A 24320-nucleotide genomic window follows, 5' to 3' on the forward strand; every position below is an offset into this window, starting at 1 on the left:
TTTATTCTCAGGCGGCTTCGTCCGTGATGCCGGATTGTCTCAACAGGGCATCCACCTGCGGTTCCCGGCCGCGGAACGCTTTGAACAGCTCCATGGGCTCCTGCGAGCCGCCTTTCTCCAGGATGTTGTTCAGGAAGGCCTTGCCGGTTTCAGGATCGAAGATGCCTTTCTCCTCGAACAGTGAGAAAGCATCGGCCGCCAGTACTTCCGCCCATTTGTAGCTGTAATAACCGGCTGCGTATCCACCCGCGAAAATGTGCGAGAACGAGTTCGGGAAGCGGTTGAATTCCGGGGCTTGCACCACCGCAATTTCGCTGCGCACCTTGCGGTGCATATCCAGCGGGTTGGTGGGCGCCTCTCTGGTGAACTCCGCGTGCAGGCGGAAGTCAAACAGGGAGAATTCCAACTGGCGCACCATGGCCATTCCGGACTGGAAGTTCTTCGCTGCCAGCAACTTCTGCAACAGATCTTCCGGAAGCGGTTCGCCGGTTTCGTGATGCGAAGCGATCAATCCCAGGGATTCCGGGTTCCAGCACCAGTTCTCCAGGAACTGGCTGGGCAGCTCCACCGCATCCCAGGCCACGCCGTTAATGCCGGATACGTCCAGCACGTCGACCTGGGTCAGCATGTGGTGCAGGCCGTGACCGAACTCATGGAACAAGGTGGTGACCTCGTCGTGGGTCAACAATGACGGCTGGCCGTTCACCGGGGGCGTGAAGTTGCAGGTCAGGAAAGCGACCGGTAGCTGCAGGTGGCCACGCTGGTTGCGCCAGCGAACCCGGCAATCCGCCATCCAGGCGCCGCCGCGCTTACCCTGGCGGGCAAACAGGTCCAGGTAAAACCAGGCCAGGGGTTCGCCGTTACGGCTGATGCAGTAGGCGGTGGCGTCTTCGTGCCAGGTCTCCACCTCGGGTCTGGCTTCGATCTGCACATCAAACAACTTCTCCGCCACCCGGAACAGGCCGGGCACTACATTGTTCACCGGGAACCAGGGGCGCAGGGTTTCCGGGGAAATGTCATAACGTTTCTGGCGCAGTTTTTCGCTGTAGTAGCCAATGTCCCAGGCCTGCATGTCCTCCACGCCATACTCGTCTTTGGCAAAAGCCTTCAGTTCGGCAAACTCTTTTTCGGCCTGGGGCCTGGACCTGGCCGCCAACTGGGTCAGGAACTCCAGCACCTCGTCGCTGCTGCGGGCCATCTTGGTGACCAGGGAGCGCTCGGCGAAGTTGTCAAAACCGAGCAGTTGGGCGAGAGCATGGCGGCGCTTCAGAATCTCCGCCATCACCGGCGTGTTGTCCCACTGGCCGGCATCCGGGCCCTGATCCGACGCCCGGGTAACAAACGCCTCGTAGACTTCCCGGCGCAGATCCCGGTTGTCACAGTAGGTCATCACCGGGAAGAAGCTGGGGAAATCCAGGGTAATCACATACCCGTCCAACTCCTTCTGCCGGGCCGCCTGCCTGGCGCCTTCGATGGCGGTTTCCGGAATGCCGGTCAGCTCATCCACATCGGTGATGTGTTTGAACCAGTGCTGGGTCGCATCCAGAACGTTGTCGCTGAAGCGGTTGGACAGCTCTGCCAGCTCCCGGGACAGATCGGCGTACTGCTTTTTCTTGTCCTCGGGCAGGTCGACACCGCCCAGGTGGAAATCCCGCAGGGTATTGTCCACCGACTTGCGCTGGGCTTCGCTCAGATCCCTGAAATCCTCCCGTGCCGCCAGTTTCTTATAGGCGTTGCACAGTGCCTCGTTCTGGCTGACTTCGGTGCTGTACTCGGTCAGCTTCTCCAGGCAGTTCTTGTACACCTTGCGCAGGTCGTCGCTGTTCATCACCCCGTTCAGGTGTGAAATCACCGACCAGGCGTTGCTCAGTTTGTCTTCCATTGCCTGCATCGGCTGCGCCAGGGTATCCCAGGTGGGGTCCTCCTGCCCGGCCAGTTGGCTGATCTTCATCCGGTTTTCACTGAGAATCTGGTCAATTGCCGTTTCCATGTGTTCCGTGCGGACATGGTCAAACTTCGGCAACAGGTCATCGGTCAGTAACGGGTTATTCATAAGTCCCCTTCTCAGCTCTTTGTATCTAAGGTAGTTTCGGTGTATCAACTACCGGGGCGGGCACCTGTGGGAGAGGCCCTTCCAAAACACGCTCCTTGCGGCACGTCCATGTGACGCTTGGGCTCCGCCATCCATGGCTCCGCACAGTTTTGGAAGGGCCTCTCCCACAGGTACCCCGGGCCACCGGGTAAACGCTTAATTAACAGGTACTATGTAATGACAAATGTACGCTCACACAAGGGTATCACGCCACATTTTGGACAGCGCGCCTGGGTTGATCCCAGTGCCGCGGTGATTGGCGATGTCCAGACCGGTGATGACGTCTCCATCTGGCCCATGACGGTCGTGCGTGGGGACATGCACCAAATCCGGATCGGGGATCGCTGCAGCATTCAGGACGGATCGGTGCTGCACATCACGCACGCCAGTGATTATAACCCCGGGGGTTACCCACTAACGCTGGGAGATGATGTAACCGTCGGCCACAAGGCGCTGCTGCATGGTTGCACCATTGGTAGCCGGGTGCTGGTGGGTATGGGCTGTATCATCATGGATGGGGCCGTGGTGGAAGACGAGGTGATTGTCGCTGCCGGGTGTCTGGTGCCGCCGGGGAAGACGCTGGAATCGGGGCATCTGTACGTTGGCTCGCCGTGTAAAAAGGCCCGGGCGCTGACCGACCAGGAGCGGGGGTTCTTTAAATACACGGCCGCCAACTATGTCCGGCTGAAAGATGAATACCTTGAGGCGCCACAGTCCGGTGGGGATTGATTCCGATCAAAATCCGAACACCCAGCCCTTGAAAACCCTTCGTGCGCACCTACATTCGAAATTAGCAGAGGTTCACGGATAACCATCCGGCTGGCGCCACCGGCATGGAGCTGTTCCGTGATCGAAGCTGATGTCTGTTTATTCAGATTCGTTCACGACGAAAAGGAGGAAATCCTTATGAGCAATATTACCCGCTGGAATCCGGTCAATGAGTTTGAAGACCTGATGAACCGCTATAACCGCATGTTTGGCCTGACCCGCTCCGGTGGCGAGCGCGAAGGCAGGGATCTGTTCAGCCGCAGCGACTGGGCCCCGGCGGTCGACATCAAGGAGACGCCGGAAGCCTTTACCATTGAAGCCGAGTTGCCGGGCATGTCCAGGGAAGACGTGAAAGTCACCGTGCACGAGGGCGTTCTGAGCATTCAGGGCGAACGCAAGAGCGAGGAAGAAGCCGAAGACAAGAAGCACCACCGGATTGAGCGCTTCTACGGCAGTTTTCTGCGCCGCTTCACGCTGCCGGACAATGTCGATGAAAACAGCGTGAAGGCCAGCTTCAGGGACGGCATGCTGACCCTGACACTCCAGAAGACTGAACCGAAAGAGCCCAAGGCCATTGAGGTCGACGTGCAGTAACTTCCGCCGGCTTCAGACCGCGAGACGCGGCCGCACCGGGATCAGCTCCCGGCTGCGGTCGTTTTTTTGGCACCGGCGTTTTCCAGCGACCGGGCGTAGTCCACACTCCGACGATGCCGGGAAATCAGATCAAGGATGGTTTCACCCTCGCCGTTGGTGGCGTTCAGATCCCGGCCCTCGGCAACGAAGAACCCGATAAAGCGCTCGAAATCTCCGGCCCGCATGGCCTGGTAGGCCTTCAGCAGGGCGTTGTAATCGGCGTTTTCAGCAGCATCCCAGGGCAGGATGTCCAGGAAACTCCTGACCCGCTCATCACTCCATTCCTCGCCAATGACTTTGGGCTTGTCCGGTCCACTCATGGTTGTTCTCTCATTCCGCTGTGCCAGTGAATTATCGGGGGCATAGTATAAAGCCCTGAAAGCACGTCAGTTATATGGATTGCGCATGAGAGGCTGCGCAGCAGATATAAGGCTCAGGGCAGGATTTCGACCGGAAGATCGCCGGTGGCAACCTCGTCATTGCATTCCGGATTGCGAATGGCGATTTCCACCCGGCGGTTCAGCGCCCGGTTTTCAAGTGAGTCGTTAGGCACCAGCGGGTTGGTCTCGGCGCGACCGGCCGCAACCACCCGCTCCGCCGGAACCTGGCGGTTCATGACCAGCTCATGGACCACGGAAACCGCCCGGGCCGCTGAAAGATCCCAGTTCGAGCGATAACGGTCACTGGAAATGGGCCGGTCATCGGTATATCCGGATACCAGAACGTCACCGGTACAGGCTGACAGCACGTTCACGACACGTTCGATAATCGGCATCATCTCCGGCTTGATAGCGGCTTCCCCGGAGCGGAAGGTGGCTTCCTCGGAGAACCGGATAACCACTTGGTTTTCATCGTAATTGACGCTCAGGGCCTCTGAGGCCACCTCCGGTTCCAGCTCCCGGATCATCCGGCTGGCCAGATCAATCACGCCGCCGGGAATCTTGGTAGGGGCGGCGCCATCTGTGCGCTCGTCAATAAACTCCGGCACCCTCGCCTGGGATTCGGATGGCTGAGGAAGCGAAACGGACTCCGATTCGATCAGGGTCAGGGGCGAGCCGCCGACATCGTCTGCCAGCACATTGCTGGACCCGAAAGCGACCGCCATGGAGTTGGCCATGGCCCGGTATTTCTCGACATCCAATTCTGCAAAGGACAACAGTAAAATAAAAAAGGTGAGCAGCAGGGTGGCCAGGTCGGCAAAGGTGACGATCCAGGCCGGAGTGTCGTTCTTCAGACGCAGCTTGTTTTTCTTCCGGACCAGCTCCAAAGCCTCAGGCCTCCCGCTCCGGCGCCAGACCGGTACGCTGCTCCGGAGTGACGAACGATGACAACAGCTCGGTCATTACCCGCGGATTCTCGCCACGCATGATGTTCTTGATCGAGGTAAGAATCAGTAGCTGGTTGCGCGCCTCGTCCTCCGCCTTGAGCTGGAGTTTGTCCGCCAGGGGCAGGGCGATCAGCTGGGCGATGAAGGCACCATACAGGGTGGTCAACAGGGCAATGGCCATGGCCGGGCCTATGGACGAGGGGTCGTCCAGGGTATTGAGCATCTGCACCAGCCCCACCAGAGTACCCAACATGCCGATAGCCGGCGCGGATTCCCCGATGCCGCGGAACACCCGCTCGGCCACCTCATAGCGTTCGGCGGTCTGCTGGGCCTCCTGGGCCAGAGCTTCTTCGACCAGTTCAGGCGAATGGCCATCAACACAGAGATTGATGGCTTTCTGCAGGAACTCGTTGCCGGTCTGATGATTCTCCAGCCCGAGAATACCCTCCTTGCGCACCACCACGGCCAGCGAGCCTACCTCCCGGATCAACTCCGCGGGCCGGGCCATGCGGTCGGTGAACGCCGCCGACATGGCCAGGCGGAAGGCGCTCATCACAGACGCCATGCGGAACTTGATCAGGGTAACGGCAAAGGTTCCGCCCAGCACAATGGCCAGGCCCGGGAGGTTCAGAAATGTCAGGAATGAGGCATTGGTCAGCATTGCCAGGATGACAATCAGGACACCGGCTACAAGCCCCACAAGGGTAAGAATATCCATTGAAAATCCTTACGGAATGTTGACCCTGAGCATAGCCCAATCCGGGGCCAGGGGCTCAGTCGTCGCGCAATTCATCAATCACCGGCGCGGTTTCCGGGGCCACACCACGCCAGATCCGGAATGATTCCGCCGCCTGCTCCACCAGCATACCAAGACCGTCGTAAACGGTTTGCGCGCCCTGATCGAGGGCCCACTGATTGAAGGTCGTGGTCTGCAAGGAATACATCATGTCGTAGACCACCGTTTTCTCACCAATCACCTCCGGTGAAAGAGGTGGCAGATCGCCCTGCAAGCTGGCGCTGGTGCCGTTGATGATCAGGTCATAGGGTTCCCGGGGCTCGTCAAAAGCGCAGGCAGACAGCTGTGTGGAGCCGGCAACCGGTGCAAACAGCTCAACCAGGGCTTGCGCCCGGGCAAGCGTGCGGTTGGCGATGGTAAGAGAGGCCGGCCGCTCCGCCAGTAGGGGGCCCAGAACGCCGCGGACCGCCCCTCCGGCACCCAGAACCAGAATATCGGCACCCTCAAGGCGCACCCCATGATTCCGGACCAGATCCCGGACAATGCCGCAGCCGTCGGTATTGTCGGCGGTCAGCACGCCGGCGCCATCCTGATAAAGGGTGTTGGCCGCCCCGGCCTTCTCCGCCCGCTCGGTCCGGCGTTCAGCCAGCTTCCAGGCGTCTTCCTTGAACGGCACCGTCACATTCAGGCCCTGGCCACCGCGCTCGAAAAACTGCCTCACGGTGCCCGGGAAACCGTCCAGGGGCGCCTGGATGGCGGTGTATTCCACCGCCTCGCCGGTCTGGCTGGCAAACAGGCTGTGAATCCTTGGCGACTTGCTGTGGCTGACCGGGTTGCCAACAACGGCGTACAGATCGTTAGTCATGGTTGGCCTCCAGCCAGTCCCGGCCGGTCAGGAAAAACTCCGTGAGCCGGGCCTCGTCAGACCCCGGTTCCACGGTCCGGTTGTAATCCCAGCGCACCAGGGGCGGCAGGGACATCAGGATGGACTCCGTCCGGCCGCCGGATTGCAGCCCAAACAGGGTGCCGCGGTCGTACACCAGATTGAACTCCACGTAACGCCCACGCCGGTAGAGCTGGAAATCCCGCTCACGGTCACCGTAAGGGTGATCCATCCGGCGCCGGACAATGGGCTCATAGGCTTCAATATAGCTGTCACCGACGGCTTTCATCAGGCCGAAGTCCTGCTCGAAACCCCCGGTGTTGTGATCATCAAAGAAAAGACCACCCACACCCCGGGGCTCGTCCCGGTGCTTGAGATAGAAATAATTGTCGCACCAGTGCTTGAAGCGATGGTAGGTACCCTCACCAAAGGCTTCGCACGCGGCCCGGGCGGTCTTGTGCCAATGCACACAGTCCTCCTCGAAACCGTAATAGGGGGTGAGATCGTAACCGCCGCCAAACCAGTAAACCGGCTCACTGTTCCGGGGCCTGGCAATGAAAAAGCGGACATTGGCGTGCGAGGTGGGCACATAGGGGTTGTTCGGATGAATCACCAGGGAAACGCCCATAGCCTCCCAGGGCGCGCCGGCAAGATGGGGTCGGTGGGCCGTGGCTGAAGCCGGCATGGTCTCTCCCATCACATGGGAGAAGTTGACTCCGCCTTTTTCAAACACTTTCCCTTCGGTAATTACCCGGCTGACACCGCCGCCACCTTCCGGGCGGTCCCAGGCATCCCGGATAAAGGCAGCGCCGCCATCCACGACTTCCAGGCGGCTGCAAATATTTTCCTGCAGACTCAGCAGGTACTCTTTTACCGCATGGCTATCGGGCTGCTGTGACATGAATTCTCCTAACGAAGCTGCTTACCGTTGACAATATCAATAATCCGGCTGGGTTTGCGATTGCCGCCAAGCGAGCCGGGCACAATCCAGTCGAGCTGGTTACCGAAATACCGCCGGACCTGCCAGATATTCCGCGCCGGCTGGCGCCCGGCCGGGTTGCAGGAAGTGGATACCAGCGGCATGCCAACCGTGTCGCACAGGGCACGCACCACTGGATGCTCACTTACCCGAACCGCAATGGAATGATGCTGGCCACGCACCCATTCCGGCACCTGCTGCTCTACATCCGGCAACAGGCAGGTCACCGGCCCGGGCCAGTGACGTTCTGCTTCGGCCTGAAGCGACCGGGGCAGGGGATCCAGCAGGAAACGAATCTGGTCCACAGAGGAGGCTACCAGAATCACCCCTTTTCCGACGGGACGACGCTTCAGTTCCAGAATCCGTTCCACCGCCTGTTGGTCCCAGGGGTCACAGCCCAGGCCCCAGACCGCTTCGGTCGGATAAGCGATCACACCCCCGTGCATCACAGTGCGGCGAACACAATGCAATTGCCAGTCAGAAAGCGGGTGGGAAACAGCCATACTGCTCTTGTCAGAATCAATCAGGGTGGATGATCACACGGGGCTCAGGCGATTTTCTGGAAGCCTCCCGGTGCCGAGCTCACCAACCCTTGCAACTCCAGTAGCAACAGGGATTGCATGAGCTGGTCAGCGGGGAGACCGGTGGCTGAACTCAGTGCGTCGGTTGATTGTGGATCATACCCTAAAGCCTCAAATACCGCGATTTCCCGGCTGTCCAGACCGGCCAGCAACTGGCTGGACCGGTTCTGCCGCTTCGGCTCCGGCGTGGTGGCGACATCTTCCGTCAATGACCCGGACCACCAGGACCCCAGTTCCTCAAGAATGTCGTCCACTGTTTCTACGAGGCGCGCGCCCTGCCTGATCAGATGGTGACAGCCCCTGGCGACCGGACTGTGGATCGACCCCGGGATGGCAAACACCTCGCGTCCCTGCTCCAGGGCCATCCTCGCGGTGATCAGGGAACCACTGCGGAGACCCGCTTCCACCACCAGGACGCCGCGGCTCAGGCCACTGATAATCCGGTTACGCTGGGGAAAGTGGGCCGCTTTGGCCGGGGTACCAGGCGGGTATTCGGAAATCATCAGCCCCTCGGCAATCACCCGCTCGCCAAGGCGGCGGTGCTGGTTTGGATAAAGACGATCCAGCCCACACCCGATCACCGCCGTGGTCGGGAAGCCCGCATCCAGGGCGCCGGCATGAGCGGCGCCGTCCACACCCAGCGCCAGACCACTGGTGACCAGCAACTCCCGGGCGCTGAGTTCAGCCGCGAACCGGCGTGCATGGTCCAGACCGGCCCGTGTGGCCTTGCGGCTCCCGATAATGCCAATCTGCTCCCGACCCAGAAGCCCCGTGTTGCCAAGGGTATAGAGTACCAGTGGGGCGTCGTGAATGTGCCTTAGCTGCTCCGGATAGTCGACATCCTGCCAGGTGAGAATGCCAATGTTATGGCGCCGGCAGTTTTCCAGAATGGTCCGGACCTCACGCACCACCGGATGCGATTCGTCCTGCTGCTGCCACGCCTGGATGGCCGCACGGCTTTCTGCGGCCAGGCCAAGTGCCCGCAGGGTGGCCGGGTTCATGGTGAGCAGGTTCTTCAGTTCAGGGATTTCCGCCAGCAATTCGCGGCGTCGGGCATGGCCGAATTTTGGTAAACAGGTAAGCAGCAGCCAGGGGGCCAAAGGGGAGGAAAACACAGCATCATCCTTGCAGTAAGCGTCGGCCGGCCTTCCTGGTCCGGCCACTCAATATCAGTCGATCAGGGGTTGGTGACCTTGTCACCAACTGCCAGGGCACGACTGGCCTGAAGCACCAGGCCATAACTCATTTTTTCATAGGCCTGGAAAACCATCAGCAGCCCGGCGCGCTCTGAGGGCAGCTCAATGGTTTCACCCGTCACGGGATCGCGAACCAGGTTGCCACTCTTCAGCACCGCCATCACATTACCCGCTTCCAGGCCTTCGCGGGTACCGCGGTTGATGGCAACCACGTCAAACTGGCCGATCTGGCTGACACCACCATCGACGGAGATCATCTGACCCTCTACGTTTTCGCTGGGTACGCTGGGCACAAAGCTGGTGGTCAGGCGGCGGTCTTCGCTTACCAGCAGCCGGTCGCCAATACGAACTTCTTCATTGGAGCTGGTCAGGTTCACAGTCAGTACGTCACCATTTTCACGGGCCACGTCACCGCGGGCGATGCTGCGGGCCTCAAGACCAAGGAATTCGCCCGTCCCCGGATCCCTGAATTCCTTGCTGCGACGGAAGACTCCAACCTTGTTGGCCGGCTTTTCTCCGCGGGCGTAGATCCGGTCGCCAGCGCCGGTAATAATCCGGCCATCCTCACCTTCCAGCACGTAAGGAGCACCATTGAGTTCTTCCGGGCTTACGATGCGGGTGTCGGTCAGGAAGCTGCCGATGGCATCCAGCGGAATTGCGGGGATCGGCGTATCGATGGGCTCGGAACGGACCTGTGGCGACAGCCTGACCACGTCGCTGGTTGCTACCTTGGTAATACGGGGCTTGCCATCAATGTAAACCAGGGCAAGGCGATCGCCGGGGTAAATCAGGTGAGGGTTGGCGACCTGCGGGTTCACATGCCATATCTCCGGCCAATACCACGGGTTATTCAGAAAACGGGCCGAAATGTCCCAGAGGGTATCACCTTTCACAACGGTGTAACGCTCGGGATGATCGGACCGCAACTCCGGTGCCGCATGGGCCCAGGAGGTTAACAGCAGCGTAGTTGCTGCCAGAGCGTACAGCAGTTTCCTCATTGTGTAAGTCCTTGATCGCGTGCCTTGATTCTTTTGCATTCTGTTGGGATGCAGTCAGTTACCTGCAGCTTATTACGTTGGTATTCCAGTTACTATAGAAGAAGTCTCGAAAATTGTGATGTTATCTTTTGTTCTTCCAGTAAATTCTATCCCACCGGTGAAAGATTTTAACTATTAACTGATCAGTTTGTACTCAATCGCCGAATTGTTAGATAATAGTGGGCCTAACGTTGGATACTCCGTCAGCCGTTGAAAGCTGAGGCCCCGCCCCGATAATGGTAAAGTCAGGGCGAAAATTTGCGCAGTACGCTGTCGCATTTCGGAGATCACTTTCACAATGCTACAAAAGTTACAAAAGTTAAAAGGTTACAAAGTTAAAAGAGACGTCGGCCGGATCGACTGGCGTCCTGTCATTCAGACTAAAAGTATGAATATATGATATTAGAGATTCTCGAATACCCGGATCCCCGTCTGCGCACCGTCGCCAAACCGGTTGAAGAGGTGACAGACGCCGACCGCAAGCTGATCGACGACATGTTGGAGACCATGTACGATGCGGCTGGCATTGGCCTTGCGGCCACCCAGGTGAACGTTCACAAACAGATCATCGTTATGGATCTGTCGGAAGACAAGAGCGAGCCCCGGGTGTTTATCAACCCGCAGGTGGAAGTACTGGATGGCGAAAAAGAAGCCATGCAGGAAGGCTGCCTGTCAGTACCCGGCTTCTATGAAGAGGTTGAGCGGATCGAACACTGCAAGATCCGGGCGCTGGGTCGTGACGGCAAACCATTCGAGCTGGAAGCCCGGGGCCTGCTGGCGGTTTGTATCCAGCACGAGATGGATCACCTGAACGGCAAGCTGTTCGTGGACTACCTCAGCTCCCTGAAGCGTACCCGCATTCGCAAGAAGCTTGAGAAACTCCACAAGAAGAGCGCCTGATCCGCCTGCGGGCGGGTAACAAAAACCAGGCACTATTCCGGACCGGGTCACGACCCGGTCTTTTCGTATTCAACGGAACAGAGACCAAAACACCGTGCGACTTGTTTTTGCCGGCACTCCGGATTTCGCTGCCACCGCTCTCCAGACCCTGATCGGCACCCACCACAGCATCGTGGGCGTCTACTCCCAGCCGGACCGGCCCGCCGGCCGTGGCCGGAAGCTGCAACCCAGCCCGGTCAAGCAGGTCGCCCTGGATAACGGCATTCCAGTGCTCCAGCCCGAGAGCCTGAAAACACCGGAAGCCAGGCAAGAGCTGGCAGACCTGCGGCCGGACGTCATGATCGTCGCCGCCTATGGTCTGATCCTGCCGAAAGATGTACTGGAGATCCCGACCCACGGCTGCCTGAACATCCACGCCTCCCTGCTGCCCCGCTGGCGCGGCGCCGCGCCTGTCCAGCGGGCCATTGCCGCCGGCGACCAGGAAACCGGAATCACCATCATGCAGATGGACGAGGGCCTGGATACTGGCGCCATGCTCCTCAAATCCCTGACCATCATCGGAAAAAACGATACCGGCGGCAGCCTCCACGACCGGCTGGCAGAGATGGGCGGCAAGGCCATTGTCAAAGCCCTCGAGTTGCTGGAGAAAGGTGAACTCCGTGGCGAACCCCAGAACGACGATCTCGCCTGCTATGCCCGTAAGTTAAGCAAGGACGAGGGACACATCGACTGGCACACAGATGCCATCTCCATTGAACGGCTGATTCGTGCCTTCCACCCCTGGCCCGGGACCTACACCGATCTGGGCGATCAGCGCATCCGGATTCACCAAGCCAAAGCCCTCAATGACACTGGCGACAAACCGGCAGGCACGGTACTCCGGCGGGAGCGGGACGGCATCGACATCGCCTGCGGAACCGGAACCCTGCGCATCAGCCGGCTGCAACTGCCCGGTTCCCGGGCCCAGAGCGTGAACGACCTGATTAACGGCGGCAAGGAGCTGCTCATGCCCGGCCAGGAGTTGCACTGACATGGGCGACCAACAACAGCCCATGCGTGCCATCGCCGCCGGCGTGATGCTGGCGGTGGAGCATGGCCAGTCCCTGTCCCAGTGCCTGCCGCCGGCCCTGAACCGCCTGCCACCGAATGAGCGCCCGGAACTCCAGGCCCTGTGTTACGGCACCTGCCGCTGGTTCCACCGGCTTGATAGTGAGCTCAATGGCCGACTGAAGAAACCTCTGCGCAAACCGGACCGGATTGTCCATCACCTGATGCTGGTTGCGCTCTTTCAGTTGCGCTTCAGCCAGCAGGCTACCTACGCCGTGCTGAACGAAACCGTGGAAGCCTGCCGGGCATTGGACAAGCCGCACCTCACCGGTCTGGTCAATGGCGTATTGCGAGCGGCCGAGCGAGAAGGCTCGCCCGAACCTGCCAATGACTCTGCCCGTTTCAGCCACCCGGTGTGGATGGTGGAAAAGCTGCGCCACAACTGGCCGGAAGACTGGCAACGGATTCTGGGAGCCAACAACGCTCAGGCGCCCATGACCCTGCGGGTTAACGCCCTGCGTTTTCACCGGGACCAGTATCTGGCGCTGCTGAAAGAAGCCGGCATTGAGGCCAGCCCGACCCGTTTCGCGCCCCATGGCATTCAACTGGCCAGCCCGGTTCCCGTGGAGCGCCTGCCCTGGTTCGCCGACGGCGCTGCCAGTGTCCAGGACGAGGCTGCACAGCTTTGCACCACGTTACTGGATTTGGCTCCGGGTCAGCGGGTTCTGGATGCCTGTGCCGCTCCCGGAGGTAAAACCTGTGCAATCCTGGAAAGTTGTGCGGAACTGTCAGAAGTTGTGGCCATTGATGAGTCCGCCGATCGACTACCCCGGGTACAGGAAAACCTCGATCGCCTGGATCTGGACGCAACCCTGAAACAGTCGGATGCTGCCGCTACCGGTCAATGGTGGGATGGCCAGGCTTTCGACCGGATTCTTCTGGATGTGCCCTGCAGCGCCAGCGGCGTCATCCGCCGCCACCCGGACATCAAGTTACTGCGCCGGGAATCGGATATTGTCCCACTGGCCGCTATCCAGCTTGGTCTGCTGGACGCCATGTGGGCTATCCTGAAACCCGGTGGCCGGCTGGTGTATGCCACCTGCTCGGTGTTCCCCCAGGAAAACCACCGTATAATTCAGCGGTTCTGCAAACAGCAAACCGATGCCATCCTTGTTGGGCCCAACGCTCAATGGGGGCGTGACATGGGTGCCGGGCGGCAATTGCTCCCGGATCCGTTCAGCCATGACGGCTTCTTCTACGCCGTGCTGGAGAAACCCGAACCATGAAAATCCTGATTCTCGGTGCTGGCCAGGTGGGCGGCACACTCGCGGAAAACCTCGCCAACGAAGCCAACGACATCACTATTATCGACAGCGATAGTGCCCGGTTGCGTGAACTTCAGGACCGGCTCGACATCCGCACCGTTCAGGGCGAGGCATCTTATCCGACGACACTGCGACAAGCCGGCGCCGAAGACGCCGACATGCTGATCGCCGTCACCAACAGCGACGAAACCAACATGGTGGCCTGCCAGGTCAGCAAGCTCCTGTACAAGACGCCAACCACCATCTGCCGGGTGCGGGCCAGTGCCTACCTGGCGAAATCCGAGCTGTTTTACCAGCGGGATCAGACAAAAGATCTGGACAGCCTGCGTGGCTTTCCCATCGACGTACTGATCAGCCCGGAACATCTGGTAACCAAACACATCACCCGGCTGATCGAAAACCCGGGGGCATTGCAGGTTCTGGAATTCTCCAAAGGCCTGACCCGGCTGGTTGCCCTCCGCGCCACCCGGGGCGGGCCACTGGTCGGCCATGAGCTGTCTTACCTTCGCACCCACATGCCCAAAATCGATACCCGGGTGGCCGCCATTTTCCGGAAAGACCGGGCCATCATGCCCGAGGGCAACACCGTCATTGAGGATGGCGACGAGGTCTTCTTTATTGCCGCAGGCGATCATATAAAATCGGTTATGAGCGAGCTTCAGCCACTTGTGAAGCCCTACAAACGCATTTTTATCTGCGGTGGCGGCAACATCGGCCAACGGCTGGCCCATACCCTGGAAAACCGTTTCCAGGTCAAGCTGCTGGAACGGAGCCATGAACGCTGCGTGATGCTGTCGGAAAACCTCCGCAAGACCGTGGTCCTCGAAGGCAATGCCGCCAACAAGGATATTCTGCTGGAAGAGAACATCGAGAATACCGATGTGTTCTGCGCGGTCACCAACGACGACGAGGCCAACATCATGGCCTCGCTGCTGGCCAAGCGCCTGGGCGCCCGGAAAGTACTCACCCTGATCAACAACCCGGATTATGTCGATCTGATCCAGGGCGGCGACATCGATGTCGCCATTTCTCCCCAGCAAACCACCATCGGCAGTCTGCTTACCCACGTTCGCAGAGGCGACGTTGTGAATGTTCACTCACTGCGCAGAGGGGCCGCCGAGGCCATCGAAGCCATCGCCCATGGTGACCACCGGTCATCGAAGGTGGTCGGCAAACGGCTGGACGAGATCAATCTTCCGGAAGGCACCACCATCGGTGCCATCGTGCGGCGCAGCGAAGTACTGATTGCCCACGACCACCTCCGGATCCAGCCAGATGACCACGTTATCCTGTTCCTGGTGGACAAAACCCGGATACGGGAAGTGGAAAAACTGTTCCAGGTGGGTCTCACCTTCTTCTGATTTAGAAATACGCATCCAGCACGCGTATAATGCGCCTTTTTTCGGAGTGCCCCGAAGGATAACCGGGGTGCCACACACAGACTGATCAGCAGGCAACCGTCGTGACAGACAAGGCAACGAAACAGACAAATCCGGACATCGGGACCTTCCAGGGCCTGATCCTGGCTCTGCAGAATTTCTGGGCGCAACATGGCTGCGTGGTTCTCCAGCCACTGGATATGGAAGTGGGCGCCGGCACCTTCCACCCGGCCACCTTCCTGCGGGCCATCGGGCCGGAAACCTGGAATGCCGCCTACGTTCAGCCCAGCCGCCGACCGACTGATGGCCGCTACGGCGAGAACCCCAACCGTCTGCAGCATTACTACCAGTTCCAGGTGGTCCTCAAGCCGTCGCCGGACAACATTCAGGAGCTGTACCTGGATTCCCTGAAGGCTCTGGGCCTGGACCCGCTGGTGCACGACATCCGGTTTGTGGAAGACAACTGGGAATCACCCACCCTCGGCGCCTGGGGTCTGGGCTGGGAAATCTGGCTTAACGGCATGGAAGTCACCCAGTTTACCTACTTCCAGCAAGTGGGGGGCCTGGAATGCTTCCCGGTGACCGGCGAGCTCACCTACGGGCTAGAGCGGATCGCCATGTACCTGCAGGGTGTCGACAGTGTCTACGATCTGGTCTGGACCGAAGGCCCTGATGGTGTGGTCACCTATGGTGATGTGTTCCACCAGCAGGAAGTGGAGATGTCCACCTACAACTTTGAACACGCCGATACCGAGTTCCTGTTCCACAGCTTCGATGTCCACGAGCGGGAGAGTGCCCGCCTGATCGAAGCCGGCCTGGCGCTGCCAGCCTATGAGCAGGTTCTGAAAGCCTCCCACACCTTCAACCTGCTGGACGCCCGCCACGCCATCTCGGTGACCGAGCGCCAGCGCTTTATCCTGCGGGTACGTACCCTGGCGCGTTCAGTCGCCCAGGCGTACTTCGACAGCCGCCGGGCACTGAGCTTCCCGCTGGCGCCCGAGGCTCTGCGCAAGGAAGTGCTGGCCGCCGCCGAGGCCGCCGATGACAAGGCGAAGAGCCAAAACGGCAAAAAAGCGAAGAAGGCACAGCAGGAACAGGGGAACGCATAATCATGGCAACACAGGATTTTCTGGTCGAACTGGGCACCGAAGAGCTGCCCCCCAAGGCCCTCAAGCCACTGTCTGACGCCTTCACCCAGGGCATTGCCCGGGGTCTGGATGAGGCCGGCATCGAATTCGGCAAGATTGAGGCCTTCGCGGCACCGCGCCGTCTGGCGGTCCGTATCCGGAAGCTGGCCGATGCCCAGCCGGACAAGTCTGTTGAGAAACGCGGCCCGGCGGTCAAGGCCGCCTTCGACGACGCCGGCAACCCGACCCGGGCGCTGACCGGCTTCGCAACCTCTCTGGGCGTAACCCCGGACCAGCTCGACACCCTGGAGACCGACAAGGGTGCCTGGGTGGTTTACCGAACCGTGGAACAGGGCAAGCCCACCGTGGAACTGATGCCGGAACTGGTGGAGCAGTCCCTGGCGGGCCTGCCCATTCCCAAGCGCATGCGCTGGGGTGCCCACCGGACCGAGTTTGTGCGCCCGGTACATTGGGTCATCATGCTGTTCGGCAACAAGGTGATTGATACGCCCATCATGGGCCTGACTCCGGGCAACAAGACCCGTGGCCACCGCTTCCATTGCCCGAAATCCCTGATTGTACCCACACCCGGCGATTACGAAGTGGTGCTCAGACAGGAAGGCTATGTGATTGCCGATTTCGCCGGGCGCCGGGAACAGATCCGCGCCGGCGTGACCGAACTGGCCGAGAAGGAAGCCGGCGGCAAGGCGGTAATTGATGAAGACCTGCTGGACGAAGTAACCGCCCTGAACGAGTGGCCGGTGCCCCTGATGGGCCGCTTCGAGGAGCGGTTCCTGGAGGTTCCCGCGGAAGCCCTGATTTCCTCCATGAAGGAGCACCAGAAGTACTTCCACGTGGTGGCTGCCGATGGCGAAATGCTGCCCCTGTTCATCACCGTCGCCAACATTCAGAGCAAGGATCCGGCGCAGGTGATTTCCGGTAACGAGAAGGTGATCCGGCCCCGCCTGTCCGACGCCGCCTTCTTTTACGAAACCGACCGGAAAACCAGGCTCGAGGACCGCGTTGACGCCCTCAAGCCTATCGTGTTCCAGGAAAAGCTCGGCAGCATCTACGACAAGTCCGTCCGCGTCGCGGCCCTGGCCCGGAAAATTGCCGGTGCCATCGGCAGTGACCCGGCCCTGGCCGAGCGTGCCGCCATGCTGGCGAAGACCGATCTGGTCACCGAGATGGTGCTGGAGTTCACCGACCTTCAGGGCATCATGGGCCAGTACTACGCCGCCAACGATGGTGAGCCGGAAGACGTGGCCAAGGCGCTGAACGAGCAGTACATGCCCCGTTTCGCCGGTGACAGTCTGCCCACCACCCTGACCGGCTGCGCCATTGCCATCGCCGACCGCCTGGATTCCCTGGTCGGCCTGTTCGGCATCCACCAGCCGCCATCCGGTACCCGGGACCCGTTCGCCCTGCGCCGTGCTTCCCTCGGGGTACTGCGTATCATCATCGAACGTGAGCTACCGCTGGATCTGCAGACCTGCTGCGAGTGGGCGCAAGAGAACTTCACGGTGCTGACCGAGCAAAATACCGCCAGCACCGTGGTGGACTACATGCTGGAGCGCTTCCGGGCCCATTACGACGAGCAGGGCATCGGCGCCGAGGTTTACCTGGCCGTTCACGCCCGGCGCCCGACCCGCCCGCTGGACTTCGACCGCCGGGTGAAGGCCGTCGAAGCCTTCCGCCAGCTGCCGGAAGCCCAGGCCCTGGCGGGCGCCAACAAGCGGGTGTCCAACATCCTGACCAAGCAGGGCGGTGACAGCATCGGTGAAACCGTCGACGCCAGCCTGTTGCAGGACAGTGCCGAGAAAGCCCTGGCCGAACAGGTCGACCAACAGGCCGCGAAGGTCCTGCCTCTGTTCGAGAACGGCGACTACGCCAGCGCCCTGAGCTCCCTGGCCAGCCTGCGGGAGCCGGTGGACAACTTCTTCGATGAAGTGATGGTGATGGCCGACGACGAAGCCATCCGGAACAATCGCCTGGCACTGCTGAACCGGCTGCGCAACCTGTTCCTGCGCGTTGCGGATATTTCGTTGTTGCCCGCCGCCGGCTAATTCGCTGACCTACTGCGTGGCGCTGATGCTGATTATCCTGGACCGGGACGGGGTCATCAACGAGTACGATGGCAACTACATCTGCTCAGCGGATGAATGGCACCCGATTCCCGGCAGCGTAGAAGCGATGGCCCGGCTCTGTAATGCCGGCCACCGCATCGCCATCGCCACCAACCAGTCCGGTATCGCCCGCGGTTACTACGGCATCGACGAACTGGATGCCATGCATGAAAAGCTGGAGCACCTGGTGGAAGCCCAGGGCGGCTGCATCGATTTCATCGCCTACTGCCCCCATCACCCCAACGACCGGTGTCACTGCCGAAAACCGCGAACCGGCTTACTCGAACAGATCCGCCAGCATTTTCACCTGACGAGCCTCGAGGGCGCCATCATGGTCGGCGACAGCCGCAAGGATCTGGAGGCAGGCTACGCCGCAGGTTGCCAACCGGTGCTGGTGAGAACCGGCAATGGACTGGACACTGAACGCCACCTGGACGCCAGGCCGATACCCGGCGCCCATGTCAGCATCTACGACAATCTCAGCAAATTCACGGATGCGCTTTTATCCGCCGAGGGCTGGTAAAACCAAAGCGAATCCGTATAATACCGGCCGTTGATCGGCGTGTGGCGCAGCTTGGTAGCGCACTTCGTTCGGGACGAAGGGGTCGCAGGTTCGAATCCTGCCACGCCGACCACTTTCCCGCTCTCCACTGACATCTTTCCCCAGACTTGCCTATCCATTCGCAGCCAGTCGTGGTTATTCTGCTGCAGGCTTGCTCCGCAAGGATCAAATCAGGCGGTCTGCACTCTGCGAGAATCGGCCAGCAATGTGCGAATGGTGCCTGGCGATCATTGACCGTGATGAGAATTCAACATTGCCTCGCGGTATAGCCCGCAGGATTTCACGCTGATCTATGGGAATGCGACGAGGCTCACATCAAACTGGGCTACCCAGCAGCAAATGATTCTGATCGAATACTCATGTGCCCGTGGCGGGGCTTTAAATTCCAGATTATTGAGCGCAAACACGTAGGATCTAGCCCAATGGCGGTCTATGCCATTCGGGTTAACTGACGGAGAAACGCTACCCTCCACTTGCCTCAGTTCAGTGACCGATATGGCACAAATCGCCAGCAAAACCAGCCTGCCCAGACCACTCACCCCAAGCGCTTTACTTTGCTTCTTTTGTAAAGGGATGTTATTCTTTACGTATAGTCAATAGTAAAGAGGCCCGTATGCCAGTTGTCAGCCAAAAAAGACAAGTTACTCTTCCCGTCGAACAATGCTCAATTGCAGGAATTCAGCCCGGCGATGAGTACGAGAGCTTTGTCAGTCGAAAGGGTGTAATTTCCATAGTTATTAAGCACAAAGGGGCCGCCAAGGGCCTGCTTAAAGGGATTCCGGTCAATGACCAGGTGAACGAGGAAGAATCCCTTGCGAGTGCCATGCGCTGATGATTGCCGTTGATACAAATGTGGTACTCCGCTACCTGCTGCAAGATGATGTGAAGCAGTCGTCAAAAGCAAGTAAGCAGTTCATGGGGCATGAGAAAATCCTGATCACCGATGTGGTCTTGGTTGAAACTATCTGGACGCTTCGGGGTAAGCGTTATGCGCTCTCCAAAGAGGCGCTGATAGAGGTAATACACAGCCTAATCGAAGAACCGAATGTCGTGTGGGAAGATGGCCATGCAGTCTGGTGCGCCCTAGATGATTTTGTTAACGCCAAGCCGATAAAGGTCAGTGGAAAGACCAAGCAAGCCGACTTTGCCGATGCATTGATTGTGAACAAATCCCAGCGATACGGGATCAATAAAACTTTGTCGGTTTTTCCTTTGTATACCTTTGACAAAGCGGCTCTGGAAATTAATGGGACTAAAGAGCCCAAGTAAGCATGAAACCGAATAAGGAATCAAATATATGGCTGCGAAAGCGATGTGGAAAGGTCACGATGGCTTCAAGGCATTTGTCTGGGCTTCGGCTCTGAGTTACAACTGGTTCGGCTGGCACGACTCGGGCCGGATTAGCCTCCAGGCCTGGTTCGGAAAGCTGACAAAAGCATGCATGGACAAGCCATGCAAGGAACGCCCATGGCGGCATCGAGTTCGACGAACAGACCTGCTGGAGCACCTGGACGCAAAGGTACTGCTGGATCTGGACCGCATTGCCTTTATCGGCAAGAACATGAGTTCGCCCATGCTGGCGGTGTGCAAACCGTTCAACGGTGAGCCGAACCATCCGGGCAACGGCAATATGCTGGCCCTTCAGCCGGGCTCAAAACAGGCAGTGGATGCCCATTACCACAAGGCCATCGAGCTGGGTGCTACCTGCGACGGCGAACCCGGCCAGAGAATTCCCAACCAGTTTTACGGCGCCTACGTGAAAGACCCGGACGGCAACAAGCTGGCGTTTTTCCACTTCGGTTAATGATGAATGGCCTTACCTAAAGGGAGGGCCACTTTTATTGTCTTTCATTCTGCATTCAGGTTAACGCGGCCGGTCTGGAATTTTCCTGCCCCGATATTTATATTGTTATTGCTGCAGCCAGAGTGCCTGATGTGTGTTAGCTTCGTGTCGTGATTAAAGGGATCGCTCATTCCCCGCCAATGGTCACCCGCATAAGGGGAATGTGCCCATCAACGATAGGTCCACCAGGGAGGTGACTATGTCTGACGCACCAATCTTCCCCGGGCAAAATCATTTACTGGCCGCCTTGCCGAAAAGTGCCAGAGAGCGGATATTTCCAAAGCTCAAACTGGTTGAGCTGAATCTGGGCGACGTGATTTACGAATCCGGCCAGCCCATCGAATTCGTCTATTTCCCGACCAATTGCATCATTTCGCTGCTTTACGTCATGATCAACGGCTCATCCGCTGAGATCTCGGTGGTTGGCAATGAGGGTATGGCCGGTATCGCCGTATTCATGGGCGGCGACAGCACCCCCAGCCGAACGGTTGTGCAAAGCCGGGGGTTCGCTTACCGGCTGCCCGCCCCGGAACTCAAGGCTGAGTTCAATAATAGCCCCGAGGTAAGGGTGCTGGCCCTGAGGTACACCCAGGCGCTGATCACCCAGATGTCCCAGACTGCCGTGTGTAATCGCCATCACTCGATCGATCAGCAACTGTGCGCTGGCTGCTGTTGTCCCTTGATCGCCTCCCGGACAACCGGCTGGCCATGACCCAGGAACTCATTGCCAACATGCTGGGGGTTCGCCGCGAGGGTGTCACGGAGGCTGCGGGCAAGCTGCAGAAACTGGGAGTTATCGAGTACCACCGCGGGCACATTACCGTGATTGACCGGCCAGGACTCGAAGCGCTCTGCTGTGAATGCTACGTTGTGGTCAAGCGGGAAACCGACCGCCTGACCTACGCCAACACCCTATCTTAGAGCAGCCGCTGCAGACTCGTCGGAACGGGTATCAGGCTCCCGGCGACGGGGCGCCGATTCAATGTCTTTAGCCGATACATGGCTCTATCCGCGAGTTTCAGGAGTTCGTCGGCAGTCTCTCCGTTGTCCGGGTATACACTGACCCCGATACTGAGCTGAAGCGACACCTCATGGCCACCAATAACCATAGGCTCGGCGGCGGCTTCGCGTATTTTATCGGCAACGGCGTAGGCGTGATCCGGCTGGGCGATTTCGGCCAGCAACACCACAAACTCATCCCCTCCATACCGGCAAACCGTATCCGCCGCTCTGACGCAGCTCTTCAGTTTGCCAGCCAGTACCTCCAGAATCATGTCACCACTGTTGTGGCCAAGAACGTCGTTGACGCTCTTGAAGTTATCAAGGTCAATGAACAGGAGGCCCATCTGGACGCCATGCCGCCGTGCCAGTGCCCGAGATTGGTCGAAGCGCTCGTAAAAGGCGTTGCGGTTGTGCAACCCCGTCAGCTCATCATGTTGGGCAAGGTATGCCATACGGGCGGTGGTTTCCCGGGAAAAGCGGGCGTCGTGGAATACGATGACCGCGCCAACAACCACCCCATGGCGGTTGTGGATGGGCGCTGCAGAGTCTTCAATGGCCAACTCCACGCCGTTTCTGGCCACCAGCAGGGCATTCGCCTCCAGGGCAACAATACTGTCCGACAGTATCGCCCGCCGTGCCGGATCGGAAGTAGGCTTGTGCGTGTTTGCATCCACCACATGAAAAATCTCACTCAGGGGTCGTCCAATAGCCTCATGGCGACCGAAGCCGGTGAGCGTTTCCGCTACGACGTTCATATAGGACACACGGCCGTCGATATCGGTGCTCAAAACCGCATCCCCAATCGAGTCGAGCGTCACCTGTGCCCGTTCCTTTTCATCAAACAGCTGCTCCTCGGCCTGTCTCCGGGCTCTCTCATGGGCTTTGTAGGTGCTGATGTCCTCGACCGTGTGTACGTAACCATGCCCGGGCATGCCATCCGTCAGCAAGGCCGCGTTACGACGGGTCCAGATGACCTGGCCGTTAGCACACTTCAATCGGGCTTCGCACAGGAAGGCCTCATGCCCCAGCACTGCTTTATCCCAGTGCCGGAGCGTCTTGTCGAGATCCTGTGGGTGGATAACCGAACTCCAGTGCGATCCGATCAGCTCGTCGCCGGTCCAGCCACAGAGTTTCTGGTAGGCGGTATTGCTGTAGAGGCATTTGCCATCCCTATCCGTCACCAGTATGCCCAGGGGCAAAGCATCGCTCAGCGGAATACCCCTGCCCAGGCCCGCGCTGGCTTGGGTATCCGCCGCCAGCGGGAAGAAGTCGCGATAGCGCAACATGCCCTTACTCCCTGTTCTCAATGATGACCTCAACACGGCGATTCTGCTGACGACCTGTTGCAGTGTCGTTGCTGGCGACGGGGCGTTCGAAGCCGAACCCGGACACCGTGAGTCTTCGGCTGTTAATGCCACGATTTACCAGAAACCGTTGGACCGACTCAGCCCGTTGACGTGACAGTGTCTGGTTGAAAGCGGCGCTGCCCACGTTATCGGTATGGCCTTCAATCAACACCTGGCGATCGGGGTACTGATTGAGGAAATTCACCAGTTTCTCCAGGTTCCGGTTCGTACCGCCCTGGATGGCAGCGCTGCCAGTGGCAAACAGAACATCGCCCAGAGTCAGGACCAGCCCCCGTTCGGTCGCTTCGGCCTCAAGAGTGTCGATCTGCCGTTGCAACTCCTCGGCTTCGCGGGCTGACATGGCGGCCGCCTGTGCTTGCGAGCTGCGCGCACTCTCCGCCTCGGCGTGCGCCCGGTCTGCCTCCCGGGTGCGGGCCGAAAGCCTGGCCGCGTCGCGTTGCTCGCCTAACCGTACCCGCTCCGCTTCCATCAGCCGGGTCTCGCCTTTGGCACGGGCAATTTCGACCATCCGGTCTGCCATGTAAATCCTGTGAGCTGCCAGCGCGGCTTCGTCGTTACCCAGTGGCTGCTCGGCCAGTTGGACCGCGGCTTCCGCGTCACGCAATTCCACACGGGCATAGTTCATCATGTCCGGGTTCTGTTGCAGCATCGTCAGCTTCGCGCGCACATCCTCTGAGCCATCGGGGCTCGTCGGCGACATGGCGCAGGCCGTCAGGAGCAACGAGGAAAGCAATACCACGGTAATGGTCTTCACGCCCGGAACCGGTCTCAAAAACGATGGAATATTCATTGCCTGTCTCCCCGACGCTGCATCTCTTCATCCAGAGCCTCGGCACTGCGCCCCATTTCACGATTAATGGCAGCCGCCTTTGCGGCTTGTGTCCGGGCTATGGCCAATTCAGCAGCGATATGGGCCTGTTTGGCCAGACGATCCGCCTCCGCCATGCGTTCTGCCTCAACCGCTTTAACGGCCGCCGCCAGGTGCCGGTTCGCCTCTTCCAGTTCGGCCCCGGCGTACTGCCGGGCTTCGGCCTGCTCAGCACTGGCAATGGCATCCCGGGCCGCGTTCAGAGACTCCGTTGGTGGCAGTAGCGCAGACGCGCAGGCAGCCAGAGTCAATGCGGCGAACATCAGGGCGGTGAAAAGACCGATGCGTCTCAAAGCGCACCGGATTATGTCGGTATTCATAACATGGCTCCTTATGCCACGGAGTCGCCCGAACCTCAGCAGTCCTAACACACTCCTGACAACCACATTAGGCCCTCAGCCGGCAGACCTTCCGTTCGCTAACGCACAAAGAAGGTCCCCCCTGTTAAAAAACACCTGACGCGCGCTATTAGCCTGTCTCGGGGTGGCGTAGTATTGAATGGCACAGCTCAGACGCCGATTTTGCGAGGCGCATTTTGGAGG

Annotated in this window: 24 protein-coding genes, 1 tRNA gene and 1 pseudogene; 14 read left to right on the forward strand and 12 right to left on the reverse strand. The window is 59.4% G+C overall.

Annotation, left to right across the window (positions count from 1 at the left end; translation table 11 throughout):
* Positions 1 to 7: 7 nt before the first annotated feature.
* Positions 8 to 2053, reverse strand: a complete 2046-nt coding sequence (gene prlC / locus AC13C0_RS20565) for an oligopeptidase A (RefSeq protein WP_341580927.1) — start codon at positions 2051 to 2053, stop codon at positions 8 to 10.
* Between the two features lie 216 nt (positions 2054 to 2269).
* On the opposite strand from prlC, the gene AC13C0_RS20570 reads away from it, so the two are divergent.
* Positions 2270 to 2821 (forward strand): gamma carbonic anhydrase family protein, encoded by a 552-nt coding sequence (locus tag AC13C0_RS20570; protein WP_341580928.1) that lies wholly within the window; start codon positions 2270 to 2272, stop codon positions 2819 to 2821.
* A gap of 177 nt (positions 2822 to 2998) precedes the next feature.
* Positions 2999 to 3454, forward strand: a complete 456-nt coding sequence (locus AC13C0_RS20575) for an Hsp20/alpha crystallin family protein (protein ID WP_117620389.1) — start codon at positions 2999 to 3001, stop codon at positions 3452 to 3454.
* 41 nt (positions 3455 to 3495) lie between these two features.
* Here the strand turns inward: AC13C0_RS20575 and AC13C0_RS20580 are convergent, their stop codons facing one another.
* From AC13C0_RS20580 to AC13C0_RS20615, 8 genes are all read right to left on the reverse strand, one after another.
* Positions 3496 to 3813, reverse strand: a complete 318-nt coding sequence (locus AC13C0_RS20580; RefSeq protein ID WP_117618905.1) for a PA4642 family protein — start codon at positions 3811 to 3813, stop codon at positions 3496 to 3498.
* Between the two features lie 113 nt (positions 3814 to 3926).
* Positions 3927 to 4760 carry a flagellar motor protein MotB gene (locus AC13C0_RS20585; protein ID WP_117618906.1) on the reverse strand — a complete coding sequence of 278 codons (834 nt, stop codon included), beginning with the start codon at positions 4758 to 4760 and terminating at the stop codon, positions 3927 to 3929.
* Between the two features lie 4 nt (positions 4761 to 4764).
* Positions 4765 to 5538, reverse strand: a complete 774-nt coding sequence (locus AC13C0_RS20590) for a MotA/TolQ/ExbB proton channel family protein (protein ID WP_117618907.1) — start codon at positions 5536 to 5538, stop codon at positions 4765 to 4767.
* Between the two features lie 55 nt (positions 5539 to 5593).
* Positions 5594 to 6421 carry a shikimate dehydrogenase gene (aroE, locus tag AC13C0_RS20595; RefSeq protein ID WP_117618908.1) on the reverse strand — a complete coding sequence of 276 codons (828 nt, stop codon included), beginning with the start codon at positions 6419 to 6421 and terminating at the stop codon, positions 5594 to 5596.
* Complete coding sequence (hemF, locus tag AC13C0_RS20600; RefSeq protein WP_341580929.1) at positions 6414 to 7340, reverse strand: oxygen-dependent coproporphyrinogen oxidase; 927 nt, start codon at positions 7338 to 7340, stop codon at positions 6414 to 6416. Before hemF ends, aroE begins: the two co-directional genes overlap by 8 nt.
* Positions 7341 to 7348: 8 nt before the next feature.
* Positions 7349 to 7921 (reverse strand): L-threonylcarbamoyladenylate synthase type 1 TsaC, encoded by a 573-nt coding sequence (gene tsaC / locus AC13C0_RS20605; RefSeq protein ID WP_117618910.1) that lies wholly within the window; start codon positions 7919 to 7921, stop codon positions 7349 to 7351.
* A 44-nt stretch (positions 7922 to 7965) separates the two neighbouring features.
* Positions 7966 to 9114 carry a DNA-processing protein DprA gene (dprA, locus tag AC13C0_RS20610; protein WP_117618911.1) on the reverse strand — a complete coding sequence of 383 codons (1149 nt, stop codon included), beginning with the start codon at positions 9112 to 9114 and terminating at the stop codon, positions 7966 to 7968.
* Positions 9115 to 9176: 62 nt separating this feature from the next.
* Positions 9177 to 10193: a LysM peptidoglycan-binding domain-containing protein gene (locus AC13C0_RS20615; protein ID WP_341580930.1), complete on the reverse strand. Its 1017-nt coding sequence runs from the start codon at positions 10191 to 10193 to the stop codon at positions 9177 to 9179.
* A 435-nt stretch (positions 10194 to 10628) separates the two neighbouring features.
* On the opposite strand from AC13C0_RS20615, the gene def reads away from it, so the two are divergent.
* The 12 genes and pseudogenes from def to AC13C0_RS20675 all read left to right on the forward strand — a co-directional run bounded on the left by def (position 10629) and on the right by AC13C0_RS20675 (position 21462).
* Positions 10629 to 11132, forward strand: a complete 504-nt coding sequence (gene def, locus AC13C0_RS20620) for a peptide deformylase (protein ID WP_117618913.1) — start codon at positions 10629 to 10631, stop codon at positions 11130 to 11132.
* A 94-nt stretch (positions 11133 to 11226) separates the two neighbouring features.
* Entirely contained in the window at positions 11227 to 12162 is a 936-nt protein-coding gene (fmt, locus tag AC13C0_RS20625) for a methionyl-tRNA formyltransferase (protein WP_117618914.1), read from the forward strand.
* A 1-nt stretch (position 12163) separates the two neighbouring features.
* Positions 12164 to 13465: a 16S rRNA (cytosine(967)-C(5))-methyltransferase RsmB gene (gene rsmB / locus AC13C0_RS20630; protein WP_117618915.1), complete on the forward strand. Its 1302-nt coding sequence runs from the start codon at positions 12164 to 12166 to the stop codon at positions 13463 to 13465.
* Positions 13462 to 14865, forward strand: coding sequence for a Trk system potassium transporter TrkA (trkA, locus tag AC13C0_RS20635; protein WP_117618916.1), 1404 nt, complete (start codon positions 13462 to 13464; stop codon positions 14863 to 14865). Before rsmB ends, trkA begins: the two co-directional genes overlap by 4 nt.
* A gap of 101 nt (positions 14866 to 14966) precedes the next feature.
* Positions 14967 to 15992: a glycine--tRNA ligase subunit alpha gene (gene glyQ, locus AC13C0_RS20640; protein WP_117618917.1), complete on the forward strand. Its 1026-nt coding sequence runs from the start codon at positions 14967 to 14969 to the stop codon at positions 15990 to 15992.
* 2 nt (positions 15993 to 15994) lie between these two features.
* On the forward strand, positions 15995 to 18076 hold the full coding sequence (gene glyS, locus AC13C0_RS20645; protein ID WP_341580931.1) for a glycine--tRNA ligase subunit beta: 2082 nt from the start codon (positions 15995 to 15997) through the stop codon (positions 18074 to 18076).
* A gap of 25 nt (positions 18077 to 18101) precedes the next feature.
* Positions 18102 to 18659, forward strand: a complete 558-nt coding sequence (gmhB, locus tag AC13C0_RS20650) for a D-glycero-beta-D-manno-heptose 1,7-bisphosphate 7-phosphatase (protein WP_117618919.1) — start codon at positions 18102 to 18104, stop codon at positions 18657 to 18659.
* 35 nt (positions 18660 to 18694) lie between these two features.
* Positions 18695 to 18771: transfer RNA gene (locus AC13C0_RS20655), tRNA-Pro, on the forward strand.
* 540 nt (positions 18772 to 19311) lie between these two features.
* Positions 19312 to 19530 carry an AbrB family transcriptional regulator gene (locus AC13C0_RS20660; RefSeq protein ID WP_117618920.1) on the forward strand — a complete coding sequence of 73 codons (219 nt, stop codon included), beginning with the start codon at positions 19312 to 19314 and terminating at the stop codon, positions 19528 to 19530.
* Positions 19530 to 19967 carry a PIN domain-containing protein gene (locus tag AC13C0_RS20665; RefSeq protein WP_117618921.1) on the forward strand — a complete coding sequence of 146 codons (438 nt, stop codon included), beginning with the start codon at positions 19530 to 19532 and terminating at the stop codon, positions 19965 to 19967. Before AC13C0_RS20660 ends, AC13C0_RS20665 begins: the two co-directional genes overlap by 1 nt.
* 172 nt (positions 19968 to 20139) lie before the next feature.
* Entirely contained in the window at positions 20140 to 20502 is a 363-nt protein-coding gene (locus AC13C0_RS20670; protein WP_117618922.1) for a VOC family protein, read from the forward strand.
* Between the two features lie 238 nt (positions 20503 to 20740).
* Positions 20741 to 21462 (forward strand): annotated as a pseudogene (locus AC13C0_RS20675) (Crp/Fnr family transcriptional regulator).
* Here AC13C0_RS20675 and AC13C0_RS20680 read toward each other — a convergent pair.
* From AC13C0_RS20680 to AC13C0_RS20690, 3 genes are read right to left on the reverse strand one after another with little or no spacing between them, the layout of a single operon-like run.
* The gene (locus AC13C0_RS20680) at positions 21459 to 22829 is read right to left on the reverse strand and encodes a diguanylate cyclase domain-containing protein (RefSeq protein ID WP_341580932.1); all 1371 of its coding nucleotides are present in this window, start codon (positions 22827 to 22829) and stop codon (positions 21459 to 21461) included. The pseudogene AC13C0_RS20675 and the gene AC13C0_RS20680 overlap by 4 nt on opposite strands.
* A gap of 4 nt (positions 22830 to 22833) precedes the next feature.
* Positions 22834 to 23700, reverse strand: coding sequence for an OmpA family protein (locus AC13C0_RS20685; RefSeq protein WP_117618925.1), 867 nt, complete (start codon positions 23698 to 23700; stop codon positions 22834 to 22836).
* Positions 23697 to 24098, reverse strand: a complete 402-nt coding sequence (locus AC13C0_RS20690; protein WP_205422196.1) for a DUF4398 domain-containing protein — start codon at positions 24096 to 24098, stop codon at positions 23697 to 23699. Before AC13C0_RS20690 ends, AC13C0_RS20685 begins: the two co-directional genes overlap by 4 nt.
* Positions 24099 to 24320 lie beyond the last annotated feature (222 nt).

This window comes from Marinobacter sp. B-21 (assembly GCF_056857895.1).